The organism is Streptomyces canus 299MFChir4.1 (assembly GCF_000383615.1).
In the GTDB taxonomy this organism is placed as follows: domain Bacteria; phylum Actinomycetota; class Actinomycetes; order Streptomycetales; family Streptomycetaceae; genus Streptomyces; species Streptomyces canus_C.
Window position 1 is genome coordinate 15516 of sequence record NZ_KB911642.1, and the last position, 12825, is coordinate 28340.

Sequence of the window (12825 nt, forward strand, 5' to 3'; positions counted from 1 at the left end):
CAGGTCAGGACGCGTCGTCGGAGTCCTCGGCGCTCGCGCCGTCCTGGGAGTCCTCGGTGTCCTCGGCGGCCTGGCCGTCAGCGTCGTCCGGGTCCGGCTCGTCCTCCTGGTACGGCTCGTCGTCGGTGATGGCCTGTTCGACGCTGGAGAGCGGGTAGCCGATCTCGGCGAGGAAGGTCAGCCACGTGCGGGCGTCGGATCGGATCTCCGACAGCTCGTACACGGACGACCGGGCGGTGCGATCGGTGCGCCAGGTGCGGACCTCGCCCATGCGCTTCTCGAACGTCGCGGCGAGCACCGCGAAGTTGAGCAGGGTGAGCTTGGCCGGGGTCGCCGACTTGGCGCGCTCGGCAAGGGTGGTGTAGCCGGTCAGCTCCTTGATGAGGTTGTGGCGGCCGACGTCGCCGGTCCACTGAGCCACCGGCTTGGGGCAGGTCAGGAGCTGCTCGGTGACGAACGCGGCGAGCGGCTTCGGTGCGGTCTTGCGGCCGATCAGGTCCTTCAGCCACGCCTGCCGGGCCTTCTCGGCGGCGCGGTAGGCCTTGTTGCCCGCCTTGACGTACTCGCGCGACGGCTCCGACGGCTTGGTCTCTTCCACATCTTCGGTCGGCTGTACGTCTCCCTCGCCCTCGCCGTCCGTCTCCGGGGCGTCTTCCTGGGGCGGCCGGTGGCCGAAGTGGTCCGGGTCGGTGCAGAAGTAGTCCACCTCGCCGGGCTCCTGGGGGTTCTCGGCCCAGGTCGCCACGTGGCCGGGGCACCCACTGTGGGCCTCGGCGGTCATCGGCTCGCCGTCCGGGCCGTCAAGCTCGGCGAGCAGCTCGGCGGTCGGGGGAAGGGTGTCGGAGTCCTCGGCGAGGCGCACCCCGGCCGCCTGGAGCTGCGGGCGGACCGTGGCGCGGGCCTGCTGCTCGGTGCGCTCGTCGCGCTCCCACTGCACCTGGAATTCGAAGCGGCCCTTGGAGTGGGCCTCCAGCAGCCGGTCTACGGCGGCGGGGTCGTCGTCGAACTCGCCTAGCACACCGAGGACTTCGAGGTCGAGGTCATAGGTGGCGGCCTCGGCGAGCGCGGCACGGGTCCGCTCGCCCACCGTCTTGGCGGTCTTGACCGCCTGGGACACCTCCTTGCGGGAGCGGCCGGTGAGCTCGGCGACCCGCGTCTGCTTCATGCCCGCGCCGACCGCGCCGAACAGGGCGTCGGCCTGCTCCAGTTCGGTCAGGCCCCGGCGAAAGGCGTCGTCGTTCTCGATGAGCTGGTCGATGAAGTCCTCGCCCGCCTCGCGCAGGGAGGGGTCGAGCACGTACGCGGGGACCTCGATCGCGTCCTGCTCCTGTTCGGTCTCCTTGGCGGCCCGGGAGGCGAAGTAGCGCCGGTGGCCCATCTTCAGCTCGTAGGTGTCCTCGTCGAGCGGGAGGACCACGACGGGGACCTTCACGCCGTTGGCCGCGATGGACTTGAGGAACCTCTCGTCCAGGCCGAGGTCCTGGCGGACGTTGTTCTCGTTGACGCGGATCTGGCCGAGCCGCAGGGTGACCCGCTGCATCGGGGTGGTGGTTGCGGTGTCGCTCACGGATTGCTCCTCGTGCGATCGGTTGGTGTTGAGCAAGTTGCCGCCTGCTCGTGAAATCAATTATACGCCCTTTTGGTCCTGGGGCAACAACTTTTTTCCTGAGGGCGAGTCAGGTATCTGTGCAGGTCAGGGATACCGTGCGGCCTGGGCGCGTCGCAGGGCGGAGAAGAACGGCTCATGGCGCGTGAACACGTCCTCGGGGAGGCCGGAGGTGCTGTCCGGGGCCGTGGTCAGAGTGTCGAGTACCTCGGTGAGCTTCACCAGCGGGGAGCCCTGGGAGTCGCACCGCCCCTCGTAGGCTCCCAGGCCGGGAAGATGCGCCACGTAGTGGCCGGGGTGCTCGAACACGGGGTCCTGCCACAGCTCGAACGCAGTGCCGGGGGCCTTCGTGAGCAGATGCACAGCAAGATCGTGTGCGGAGCCGACCGGGACTTGATCGGTCAGGTAGCGCATCCCGAGCACGATGGTGCTGCTGGAGGTGTCGTAGGGCTCAAGGCAGTTGTCGTCGATGCCGAGCTGAACCGCGGCCCGGTCCTCCTCGGGCATGGCGTAGACGTACAGATGGAGTGCGGAAAGGTCGGACACAGGGGACTCCTTCGGGCGGGCGCCGGTCGTGCCGGGGCGGTCAGATCTCGGTCACGGACACCGGGGGCAGGCCCATGTGGGCGGCCCACGCTTCGGCGGCGGCGTGCAGGGTGCGAAAGCCGGTCGGCCAGACGGGATGGCGGGCGTTCGGGGTCGCGTAGACATAGGTGAACACCTGCGGGCCCAGGCCGTGAGCGTTCTGCAGGCGGCCGGTCAGGTGGGGGTGCTCGGGGCACCAGATGCGGTAGCGGCCCAGGGCATCGAGCCCTTCACGGAACACGTCGCCGTGCTCCAGGTGGACAGCGACCGGTTCCGGCCGGGGCGGTGTGGACCGTACGCCGGCCTTGGTCAGCACGGCGGCGAACCCGGCCTGCTGGAGGTGGGCGGCGATCTCGGCACGGACTCGCAGCCAGGTGTCGCGGGCCGCTCCGGGGCGCGGCGGCTTGCCGAGATGACGGCCGATGTGCAGCGTGACGTGGGCGGTGCCGTCCTCGCCACTGTGGCCGACGGACACGGCTATCTGGTCTCCGGTGAGCTGCTGGCGGGTGAAGGCGGGGAAGCGGCTCGCGGGCAGGGCGCTGCGGGTGGCGCGGGCGTACCAGGACGGTGCGCCCGGCCGGTAGGGGCAGCGGTGGCGGGGGCTTGGCGTGCTCATCGCGCGTCCTCGCGGGCGTTGCCGGAACGGTCGCCCGCTGATGGGGCGGTTCGGCGGATCACGTCGCCGTAGGCCTTCATGACGGCCGTTGTCGCCTCGTCGCCGACATAGCGGAAGGTGACGATGTTGAGGCCGTCGCCGAGAACTTGCGCGGTCACCCGCTCGATCGTCCCGCGCCGGTGGTACTCGACGACCGGAGACGGCTCGGACCGGGTGACCTCGGCTCCGGGAACCATGGGCACGAGGCGATCCGCCAGGGCGGCCCGGATTGCTGCGTGCTTGCGTGCCTCCTCGTTGGCCGCGAGCACCTTCGGATAGATCTCGTCGTAGACCGGCAGCAGCTTGGTGCGGACGGCCTCTTCCAGCGCCTTGCCGCCACGGTCGGCGCGCATTTCAGTGCTGGGCGAGTCCGCGTCCGTCAGGTGGTACGACGTGTCCGGGTACGCGACCTGCGCCCGGACGTACCCCGCGCGACGTGCGGGAGAGATCTTGATGCGTCGGCCGTCGGGGTGTTCCAGGGCGGCGCACTCATCCCTGGCGACGGTGAACGTGCGGACGGTCCAGCCGCTTCCGGGCATCAAAGGCGCGGCCTCTGCGGCGAGTTGGTGGGTGATGGACGGCATGACGGTTCGCCCTCTCTGCGGGTTGGTGCCGGATGAGTTGCCGCTCCTCCGGGAAACTGGGGCCGGGCCGGGCCGGCTGGGTCCGGGTCAGTCCAGGTCGCGGCTGCGCCGTACCCGGGAGACCCGTACCCCCCGGACGCGGGACCGGGGGAGCGGCAGGCCGCAGACGATGCAATCGGTCGCGGTGGTGGCGTTGTTGGTATCGCAGTGGTGGCACTTGCGGGTCTTCGCGGACATGGGGGTCCCTCTAGGGCGGCGGCCGGAGCTGGCGGTGGTTGGCTGGTCAGGACAAGGACACCGGGCCGGGCCGACCACGACGGCGACCATGAGCCCCGACCATGAATCACATTTCGGTGACGCCTGCTTCCCGAGGGGCGGGAGGGTCCCGCCCCTCGGGGCGGAGGGGGTCAGTCCTCGTGCGGCTCCATGATCGTGATCACGGGCTCGCCCTGGTCGCCGGGCCCGATCGCGCACACGAGCTGGACCGGGCGGGCCTGCCGGGTGCGGCCGTCGCGTGGCACCCGCCGCAGGTCGACGGTGACCCGGTCGCCGTCGCCGCCGCCGCGCCGGATCGCCGCGCGGGCCATGGTCAGCACGTCCCAAAGGCGGCCGCGTTCGTCCTGCGGCACCTGCCGCTCGCTGTCGCCGTCGTTCCAGGCCACGCAGCCCTCCCATACGGCGCTGGTGAGGGCGACCGGAACCACGAACCCGGCCTCGCGGGCCAACTCGGCATTAGCGGCAGTCAGGACGCCGTCCGCCAGGGCCTGGGCGCGGGTGTAGGCGTGGATGATGTCGGCCGTGTCGGCCAGGGGCACCGACCGCATGGCGTCGCCGCTGACGTCGGGGTCGCCGCTGACGGCCCCGTCATGCAGGACGGCATCGATCCGGGAGAGCACCCTGTCGCTGCCCGCGCGGCTGGGTCGGTGCGAGCCGGGGCGGTGCTCCTGCGGCTCATCCGGGGAACTGCCGCTGGGGGAGGGGCCGGTGGGCGGCTCGGCTGCCATCACAGCGTGCACCGCGAGCATCGTCCCCAGACCCCTTGCCCTCCCGACGTCCCCGGAGGTCTCGGCCTCGGCGCGCGCGTGCTCGAACTCCTCCCGGATCTGCCCGTGGCTGTAGCCCTGGGCGAGCTTCACCCCGACGGTCTTTCCCACCAGCTCGGCCGCCAGGGCGGGCACGTGGGCAGGCAGACGGTCGCGGACCGATGCGCCTGATGTGACCCTGCGCCCCGCGATGGCGAGAGCCGCGCGGTGGTCCTGAGCCCTTGCCGGCGCGGCGGCCAGGCGCGGGAGCCGGGGGCCGGGAGGGGCGGTGGGGGAAGCCGCGGGGGCTTCGTCGGCCGACACGTCGTTCGCAGGGGCGGCCATCTCCTCGGCGGTCAGGACGTAGAACTTGTTGGAGTGAACGTGGACCGTCCACTTCTGTCCCGGGGCGTCCTCGGTGAGCCGGGCGCGCGGCGTGCTCTCCCAGGCCTCGAACGCGCGGGACGGGTCGACCGGGAGCATGTTGCCGCTGTCGGAGTCGTAGGCGCGGCAGGAACGGGCCGCTGCGCGGATCTGCGCAACGCGGTTGGTCCAGTTCCGTCGGATCGTGGTCATCGTGCTTCCTCCTGTGTGAGTTGGTGGCGGGGCGAGTTGCCGCTCGTCCGTGTAAAATCAATAATACACCCATGCGGGGTGGTCAGCCACTGTTCAGAACAAGGTGTCTCCTCCGCTGTCGCTGAACCCGGTCTTGGGTGCGGTGGTTGTGGTGAGGCTGTGCTGACGCGTCCGGCTGGCGGTCGACTGCTCGGCGTGGGCGGCCTGTTCGGCCCGGGCCTCCAGTTCGTCTTCGTCGCGGTTGTGCAGAACGATTTCGACGGCCGGTGAGGCGTCACGCCACTGGTCGCGGTAGTCGTCCGTGGGGATCCCGACGTTGGGGCGCAGCTTGATTCCAGTCTCCCGGTGGAAGCGCTCGTACGCGGGCGAGTCCTGGTCCACGAAGCCGCCCTCGATGCGGAACGGGGCGGACTCCCTCGGGATGATGAACGCGCCCCGACGTGCCAGAGTCTCGGCAACCGCGATGACGTGGAACTCGAACAACGGCCCCCGGTACCCGGGGGCGTTGCCGCTGCGTTTGATCCGTCCGAACGGCGGGTTACTGATCGCGCAGTCGAAGGGACCTAGGCTCATGCCCGGGACGTCCAGCACGTCAGCACAGATCCACGTCGCCTCGGGCAGGACGCGCCGACCGACACGCACGTACGCCGGGTTCTTCTCCACACATACGATCTCGCGCGACGGCAGACGCTCGAAGTGCCGGGTCACCAAGTCGCGGGCATGCCAGGCCAGGCGGCCGATGCCCGCGCACAGGTCGATGATGCGGTCACCCGGGATCACGAGGTGGAGTTCGCCGGCGAGCTCGGCCGGGGTGAAGAACGCGCCGTCCAGAGTGCGGCCCGTGTTCGCTGACTCATGGAAGTGATCGAGAACGAATTCTCGCTCCTTCTCCGTCAACTCCCGGTCACTGTCGACCAGTTCGCACGCTCGGTTGTGCCGTTTGGTCTGCTCCTTGCTGAGCTTTCCGGCCATGGTCTGCTGTCCTTCGCGGTGGGTGGGTGAGCCGGGTCCGGGGAGCCGCCCGGACCCGGCGGTGAGAGGGGCGGTGCGCCCTGTGCCTTACGTGCCGGTGGGCGTGGGCTGCGGCGCGGCGGGGAACCACCACTCCTTGCGCTCGTCGCTGTGGCGGGGATAGGCGGAGATGCGGACACCGGCCGTAGTGGCCGAGTGGTAGAAGCACCACCGGCGGTGGGCGATCACGCGGTCCCAGCGCGTGACGTACCCGTCGAACACGCTGATGAGCGAGCCGTACCGGTTGCGTTCGGTCCGGTAGACCCTCCATCGCATGCAGTCGGCCACCTGCCAGCGGGGCCCGATCCCGGCCCGCTCGATCCACAGTTCGGTGCAGTTGTGACAGGACACCCGGCGCAAGGCCTGCCCGAGGTCTGCGGGCTCCCACCACGCCGGGGCGGCACCGCACAGAGCTGGGCCGCCGTCCTCCTCGGCGCGGTGCACCGTCAGGGCCAGGCCGTCGGCCGTGCGGTACCCGGACGCGCCGACGGCGCAACGGGCGATGAACATCCGCCGGGCACGGCGGGGGGCGGTCGGGGCGGCCTGCGGGACGCCGGCGCAGGCTCCACCGTCCGTTTCCCAGGTCTCGACCGCGCCCGGGGCGGCGGCGATGTCGCACGGGTGCGAGCGATCGCCGGTGGACTGAGAGGGGGAGTGCATGGACATGAAGGCTCCGCTCCGCGGGCCGGGCGCCCCTCGGGCGCCCGGCCGGTCGGGTGGTCGGTTCAGGCGCTGGGGGTCGCCTCGGGCTGCGCTGTGGTGACCGTGAGGTCGGCGGCGCGCAGGTCGGCGACGACGGCGGCCATGAACCCGGTGTCCGCCTCGCCGTGACGGGTGCCAGGGGCGTACCAGTACTGGTTCTTGCGGTGCCACTTGAAGCCGTGAGACTTCAGCACCTCGGCGGCGCCGTCGCCCAGATGCGTACCGGTGACCGTCGTCCCGTCCTCGTCCGTGTGCTTGAGGGTGAGTCCCTCCGTGCCCTCCTCGCCCTTCTCCTGGGCGTGCGCCGGACGGGCAGCCTTGGCGGCGGCCTGCTCCTTGGCGGCGGCCCAGCGCTGAGGGAGGACCACGTCATGGGCGATCTCCACATCTGCTGCGGGGCCCAGTTCTCCTGGATGACGTGGCTGTTGATGACGCAGGCGCCGAGCATGCCGTCTGCGGGCGGCTCGGTGCCGTCGTGGGCTTTGGACCACAGGGCGGCGGCGGCCTTCAGGGCGTCGTCTGAGATGGCCTGGTGAGTGTTGATGCCGTCGACCAGCGGCTTGCCGGTCACCTTCCGGCCGTTGACCGTGACGGTGACCGTGTTGCCGGTGGACTCGTAGCGGTCCTCCTGGCCGTTGAACTGCGCGCCCTGCATCGGGCGGGTGAGCTCGTCGACGTCGGCCGCGGAGGGGCCGTCGGTCCAGTGGACGGAGATCCACGCGGAGGCGGTGCCGGTGCCCTTGCGCACGCTGAACTTCACGCCGGGGAACTCGGCCTTGAGGCGGTTCCTGAGTTCGGCGGCCACGTGCTTGGTCTCGATGTAGTCCATGCCCTGTCCTTCTGGTGCGAGTCGAGTTGGCGGCCGGTGAGTTGCCGCTCACCCGTAAAATCAATAATACGCTCTTACGGGGAGGGGTTCAACGCTTCTGCCGTATCAGTCATCACTGAAGCTGTGCGTTGGCGGCGGCCTCCGAGCGCTCCGCCCTCGCCCTCCCACCCGTCCATGCAGCCGGGGTCGCTCACACCCTCGGGGGCAGGCGCTGAGCTGCCCAGCGCGACCCTTGCGAGCGTGCCCGGCTCCGCCGCATGCTGCACGGTCGCCAGCATCGACGGATCTTGGTGCTTGCCCGACCGGCCCACCCGGACCGGCGCCGACCATAACGGGGTGCGCTTGCGCGTCACCCGACGACCGGTAACCCACACCGCCGAACGGTCCTCACGGAACACTCCGCCGTCCCACACCGCGAGCAACTCATAGGCGAGCGGTTCACCGTTCTTAACCGCGACACCGGCGACGCGCACCGCGACTATGCCCCCGTCAGTGCTGCGCTGCATGGCCACCGTCCAGCCGTTGGCCATGGCCGTTTCCGCAAACGACACGGCAGCCATGGGCAGCCATACCCCGGGCGCCGCCTCACTCTCCGCCACTACATCGCCCACTGTGTCCCACGTGGCGAGCGTCTCGGTGTCCAGCGGCGAGCCTTCCGCCGGAACCCTCGGAGCTTTCCATGGCTTGACGTCCAGACCCTTGACCGAGGCGGATGCCTGGCCCTTCTCGACACCGGCCGTACGTCCGTGCGTCTTCTTCGACGGGAGGTCACGGCCGATCAGCGGGCGGCCTTCATCCCGCGCGGCCACGGCATCGGCCAACAGGTCAACGAATGCCCGACGCTGCTCGCTCGCTTCCCCGTGCCTCATGTCCGGGTTCACGTCGATGTCTGCGGGAAGCTCGAACATCACCGCCGTACCGCCGTCGGCGGACACCCACGCCCCGCGGCCGGCCGGAACATCCCCAGACACGGCACGCGCCAGGTACGCACGCGCGGACTTCGACCGGCGCCCCGGTTCCGCCGCCTCCGCTTCCAGGCCGGACAGCTCACGCTCACGACGCCGGACCGCATCCCGCGCATGCATCCGCCGAATGTCCGCCGCCAACGAGGCGTCACGGGCACGCTCCGACCAACCGCCGGACGTCTCGTAGTGCACCACCACCCGCTCACCCAGCACACCAGCCGACCGGCGTACTTCCTGGTGAAGGTCGTACGCATCCCGCCGCCACGCCGCGCACGTCTCCGCGTGCTCCTCCGCCACCGTCAGCCGCTCACGCGCCACGGTCAGCTCACGGCGCGCACGCTCCGTCAGCCACGCCCGCGACACCCGCACCGTGCCCTCATATGGGCCACGGAACGCCACCGGGAACACCCCACCCCCGTTGCCGTGGCAGATCACCGGCAGTACCTCAACCGCGCCCCCGTCGGTCTCCCATCCGTCCAACCCGCCGGGGTCCGACACGACGTCGGGCAGCACCGCCCGGGTCTTCCTGACCTCGTTCTCCTTCGCCGGAACGTCCGGTGTCACGCCGCTGCTGGCCGGAGCGTCACCGGCCGGAACCTCGGCCGTTTCGGCAGGTCCCTCCCACCCCGGGCGCGTGATGCGCAGGAGGAACGCCGACGCTTCCGGCCGCACCCGCCCAGCAACCGCGCGCGGTTCCGGCGCACGCTCCACGCACTCTTGAGCCGACGGCACGTCAAGCCCGAACCAACGCACGACCGAGAGAGCGTCACGAGCTTCCCAACGGGCCGTGTCGACGTCGCCGCGCCCATACGCGGACTCTGCGCCCTCTGCGCACTGCTCGGCCTCACGGACCGCATCCCGGGTGCTGTCGTACTGCTCACCCGTCAGCCTGTCCCAATCGATGCGCTGAGCGAACGCACGGACCGTGTCCAGGGCAGCGCGCGCCATGCCGACCGACACGGCCGTCTGCGCGTTCTCCTCCGCCTTCTCCGCCGCACGCTCCGCATGGATGCCGTACACGCGCGCCGTCTCGGCCGTCGCGCGCAGCACCGCCGTTGGACGCTCCGCGATCACGTACGCGATAGCGGCCCCCGTGACCTCACCCCACGTACCGCGCACGTCCCCCGTCGAAAGGGTCACGGTGTGTCCGCCGCCCGACTCGAAATGGAAACGGAAGGGGAACCGCTCACCGCACACGGACAGTTCCGACAGCAGGTCGGATCGCCGGAACGTCCCCTCGTAACGGTCGTCCAGCGACCGCGCTTGCAGCGCTTCCGGCCACTCCTCCGCTGCCCTGCGCGCGCGCTCGACTTCCGCTACGGACGGCGCCTTACGGGCACGCTTCCGGGGGGCCGAAGCCTTCGCCGCGGTCTCGGCCGGAGCGTCCGCCTTCTTGGGCTGCGCGGTCGGCTGTGTGTGGGCGGTGGGCGTCTCGGCGGTCACCAGGTCCGCGACGGCACGCCATGCGATGCCCTCGGCGGCCTGCTGGCCGTAGCGGGTCAGGGTGGCGCCGTCCCACCGGTAGCCCCGGGCGGTGAGCCGCCACACGCACCGCAGGACGGTTTCCCGGGCCTCCTGGCGGGCGGTGAGCACCAGGGCGCAGTGTCCGGACTGTGTTTCGACGGCGGCTGTCCATCCAGCCGTTTCCGCGCGGGCGGTGAGGTGGGCCAGGTTGCGGGGCAGATCGGCGGTCGGGGCGGTGGGCGCCGGCACTTCGGCAGACGCCGGGGCCGGCTCCTGGACGGGGGTGCGCGAGCTGCCGGCAGGGCGCGTGGTCGCGGTCATGTTGGGGCTCTCCTGGTCGGGTTGGTGCCGGGTGAGTTGCCGCTCACACCGGGAGGGCGGGGCAGGGGAGGCAGGGGGGTTCCCGACGGGGCCGGTCGGGCGACCGGCCCCGTCGGGGTGGTGCTCAGTTGCGGCGGTTCGGCGGCCGGTTGTCCGGGGGCGCGGTGCGGCTGGCGTTCTCGTTGCTCCCGTCCGCCTCGCGGCGGGGCACACGTTCGGCCTGGCGGAACTCAAGGCCCGGAGGCGGGGCCAGCGGTGCGCCGGTTTCGGTGTCGACGGTGTACGCCTGCCGGATCTCGGGCGCGCGGAGCGGGCGCAGCCACCCGTGCCGGACGGCCCAGCCGCGCGCCGATTCCACCCCGTTGGGGGCGGAGGTGCGCACGACCACGCTGCCGGTTGAGCACGCGACCATGGCGGCCGCGACGGTGACGGTTACGCGCAGGGCTTCCGCCTCGTCGAGGACGACCGCGTCACCTATCACGGTGAGTTCCTGGCACTCGGTCAACACGCCCTGCGGGGTGCTGGCCGTTGCCACTACGCGGTGGTTTCCGTCTTCGAGGAGATCCACGAGGGCGAGATACGCGTCGGTCGCGTGGTCGAGGAGCGCGTGCGCCTCGGCGACGGCGGCTGTGGTCGCTTCGTCCGGTACGGCGTTGCTGGCGGGCGCGGCGGCCCAGCGCATCTGATCCATGCTGAGGTCGTCGCCCGGGTTCGGGTGCATTCCGTCAAGGGTCTGCCGGACGTGGTCCTGATACTCGCTCATGTCCCCTGCCTTGGGTTGGTCCAGTTGGCGGCGGGTGAGTTGCCGCTCACGCGCAGAATCAATAATACGCTCTACCGGGGGGTGATCTCAACCCGCAATCACCCCCCGGGCTGGCCTAGTTACGGAGACTCAACCGGCGTCACCGTCGTACGGAAGAACGGGTTGCGGGCGAGGCTGAATCCGACGCGCTTGGTCTCGTTGGTGTTCTGGCACTTGCCGTAGATCTCGACGTCGGTCAACTCGTCGTCTGCGTAGGTCACTTGCAGAACCATGCCTTCCCACACCTCGGGCCACGGGGCGGGCCGGAGCGCGGTCCTGGGGCGCGCGTGGGCGGCCAGACTCCGGGCGGGGCGGCGCTCAACGCGCACCCGCTGCCCCCGGGCGATCGATCCTGTGCTTGTCATGCTGTCCCCTTCTCTGATGGCTGCGATACCGGGAGGGTGGGGCGACCGGCGACCGCCCCACCCCGGGTGAGTCATCGCGTCCGGCCTGCCCGCTGCTCCTCGGCGGCCGTCGCCAGCTCATTGACTCCGTGGCGGGCGTGATCGGCCCGCACGCGCGCGGCCACCTCGTCGGCGGACGGCAGTCCGAACCCTCCGTCGCGAGCGAACATGTCGTACGCCTCGCGCCACCCGCGCACCTGGCACTCGACAGCCGCGCGCGACGCACACGCGATCGTCAGACCTCCGACGGTGACCGACAGTGCGCCGATTCCGTCGGGGCTCACTGCCGCGCTGCGGGCCCGGATCTTGGCGCGCCGGGGCGCGTCATCCAGGATCACAAACGAATTGATGGTGAGTTCAGGCTCACGCAATTCGCCAGCGTCGATCTGCTCGGGAAAAATCCTGTTGAGCATTTCGGCCGCCTCGCACCAGCCTTCCCACCAAACGCGCGCACCGGTAGGGTGCCGGAATTCGATGATGGCTGTCGGGATCTTGAGTAGGGGAATGAGCGTCAGACCGATGGATGCATCGGTCTCGTGCTCTCCGGCAATGTAGATCGTGAGGCGGCTTGTCGCCTCAACGAATTCGGTGTCCAAGGTAGCTCCTCGGGTTGGTGATTGAGACCGAGTCAGGTTGCCGCCTGACTTGCGAAATCAATAATACACTCTACCTCTTGAGGAGGCACCCGAAACGCCGAACCTTGCGGCATCTCTTGCGACATCCCTTGCGGCTACTCCTGCGCCTTCTCTTGCGACATCTCTTGCGCGAGCCTTTCGGGAAGAGCCCACGTATTCCCAGGTCAACAAGTGGTTCCGCGCATGGTCGGGGGTCTGACATCCCCTCTGCTGCCACTTATCCCGCGCCGGTTGAAGGATGAGTGAGGAATGGGGGCGGGGGCGGGTGGAGGCGGCGGCTTCGGGGATCGGGGGCGGCCTGATGTCTGTTGCGCGTCGGCTGGCGCCGCCGCGCCGTGTGGTGGCTGAGCGGCCGGACGTGGGGCCTGATGAGGTGGGGTTGCTGGCGGGGCGTGGAGCTGAAGCCGTCCATGCTCGGCGTGGGCTGTGGCCATTGGGTGACGGGAATGGAGCTCAGTTCAGAATTTCGGGAAGAGGATTCGAGGGATTCGGTATCCCATGGCATGGCGGGGCTTTCTGAGAGCCTGAGTCCTTCGGACTGGCCACGCCCCGCCTCACCCACTTAGCCGCGCTTTTCAGGAATTCGCGGAGCGAATTCTTTAGGAATTGCGGAGCAATTCCCACGGATAGTCACGGAGTGACTATCCGTCAACTTCCTTGCGGA

Annotated in this window: 14 protein-coding genes; all 14 read right to left on the minus strand. The window is 70.1% G+C overall.

The genetic code is table 11. The features are described 5' to 3' along the window. Positions 1–4: 4 nt before the first annotated feature. The 14 genes from H293_RS0146210 to H293_RS0146285 all read right to left on the minus strand — a co-directional run bounded on the left by H293_RS0146210 (position 5) and on the right by H293_RS0146285 (position 12122). Positions 5–1567 (minus strand): ParB/RepB/Spo0J family partition protein, encoded by a 1563-nt coding sequence (locus H293_RS0146210; protein WP_020124550.1) that lies wholly within the window; start codon positions 1565–1567, stop codon positions 5–7. Between the two features lie 126 nt (positions 1568–1693). After that, complete coding sequence (locus H293_RS0146215; protein WP_020124551.1) at positions 1694–2152, minus strand: hypothetical protein; 459 nt, start codon at positions 2150–2152, stop codon at positions 1694–1696. A gap of 40 nt (positions 2153–2192) precedes the next feature. Next, the gene (locus H293_RS0146220) at positions 2193–2807 is read right to left on the minus strand and encodes a hypothetical protein (RefSeq protein ID WP_020124552.1); all 615 of its coding nucleotides are present in this window, start codon (positions 2805–2807) and stop codon (positions 2193–2195) included. After that, positions 2804–3430, minus strand: a complete 627-nt coding sequence (locus H293_RS58055) for a hypothetical protein (protein WP_020124553.1) — start codon at positions 3428–3430, stop codon at positions 2804–2806. Before H293_RS58055 ends, H293_RS0146220 begins: the two co-directional genes overlap by 4 nt. Before the next feature lie 87 nt (positions 3431–3517). Next, positions 3518–3667, minus strand: a complete 150-nt coding sequence (locus H293_RS58865; protein ID WP_020124554.1) for a hypothetical protein — start codon at positions 3665–3667, stop codon at positions 3518–3520. Between the two features lie 170 nt (positions 3668–3837). After that, complete coding sequence (locus H293_RS59575) at positions 3838–5028, minus strand: DUF6573 family protein (protein ID WP_020124555.1); 1191 nt, start codon at positions 5026–5028, stop codon at positions 3838–3840. 93 nt (positions 5029–5121) lie between these two features. Further along, positions 5122–6000 (minus strand): class I SAM-dependent methyltransferase, encoded by an 879-nt coding sequence (locus H293_RS0146240; RefSeq protein WP_020124556.1) that lies wholly within the window; start codon positions 5998–6000, stop codon positions 5122–5124. Positions 6001–6087: 87 nt separating this feature from the next. Beyond that, on the minus strand, positions 6088–6705 hold the full coding sequence (locus tag H293_RS0146245) for a hypothetical protein (protein WP_020124557.1): 618 nt from the start codon (positions 6703–6705) through the stop codon (positions 6088–6090). Between the two features lie 59 nt (positions 6706–6764). Continuing rightward, on the minus strand, positions 6765–6935 hold the full coding sequence (locus H293_RS58870) for a hypothetical protein (RefSeq protein WP_158694570.1): 171 nt from the start codon (positions 6933–6935) through the stop codon (positions 6765–6767). Continuing rightward, positions 6929–7570 carry an LPD29 domain-containing protein gene (locus tag H293_RS59580; protein WP_199790285.1) on the minus strand — a complete coding sequence of 214 codons (642 nt, stop codon included), beginning with the start codon at positions 7568–7570 and terminating at the stop codon, positions 6929–6931. The genes H293_RS58870 and H293_RS59580 overlap by 7 nt, the downstream gene beginning before the upstream one ends. A 74-nt stretch (positions 7571–7644) precedes the next feature. Continuing rightward, complete coding sequence (locus H293_RS0146270; protein ID WP_158694571.1) at positions 7645–10128, minus strand: hypothetical protein; 2484 nt, start codon at positions 10126–10128, stop codon at positions 7645–7647. A gap of 316 nt (positions 10129–10444) precedes the next feature. Then, positions 10445–11083: a hypothetical protein gene (locus H293_RS54140; RefSeq protein WP_020124562.1), complete on the minus strand. Its 639-nt coding sequence runs from the start codon at positions 11081–11083 to the stop codon at positions 10445–10447. Positions 11084–11202: 119 nt separating this feature from the next. After that, on the minus strand, positions 11203–11487 hold the full coding sequence (locus H293_RS58880) for a hypothetical protein (protein ID WP_158694572.1): 285 nt from the start codon (positions 11485–11487) through the stop codon (positions 11203–11205). Between the two features lie 71 nt (positions 11488–11558). Next, positions 11559–12122 (minus strand): hypothetical protein, encoded by a 564-nt coding sequence (locus H293_RS0146285; RefSeq protein ID WP_020124564.1) that lies wholly within the window; start codon positions 12120–12122, stop codon positions 11559–11561. Positions 12123–12825: the final 703 nt, after the last annotated feature.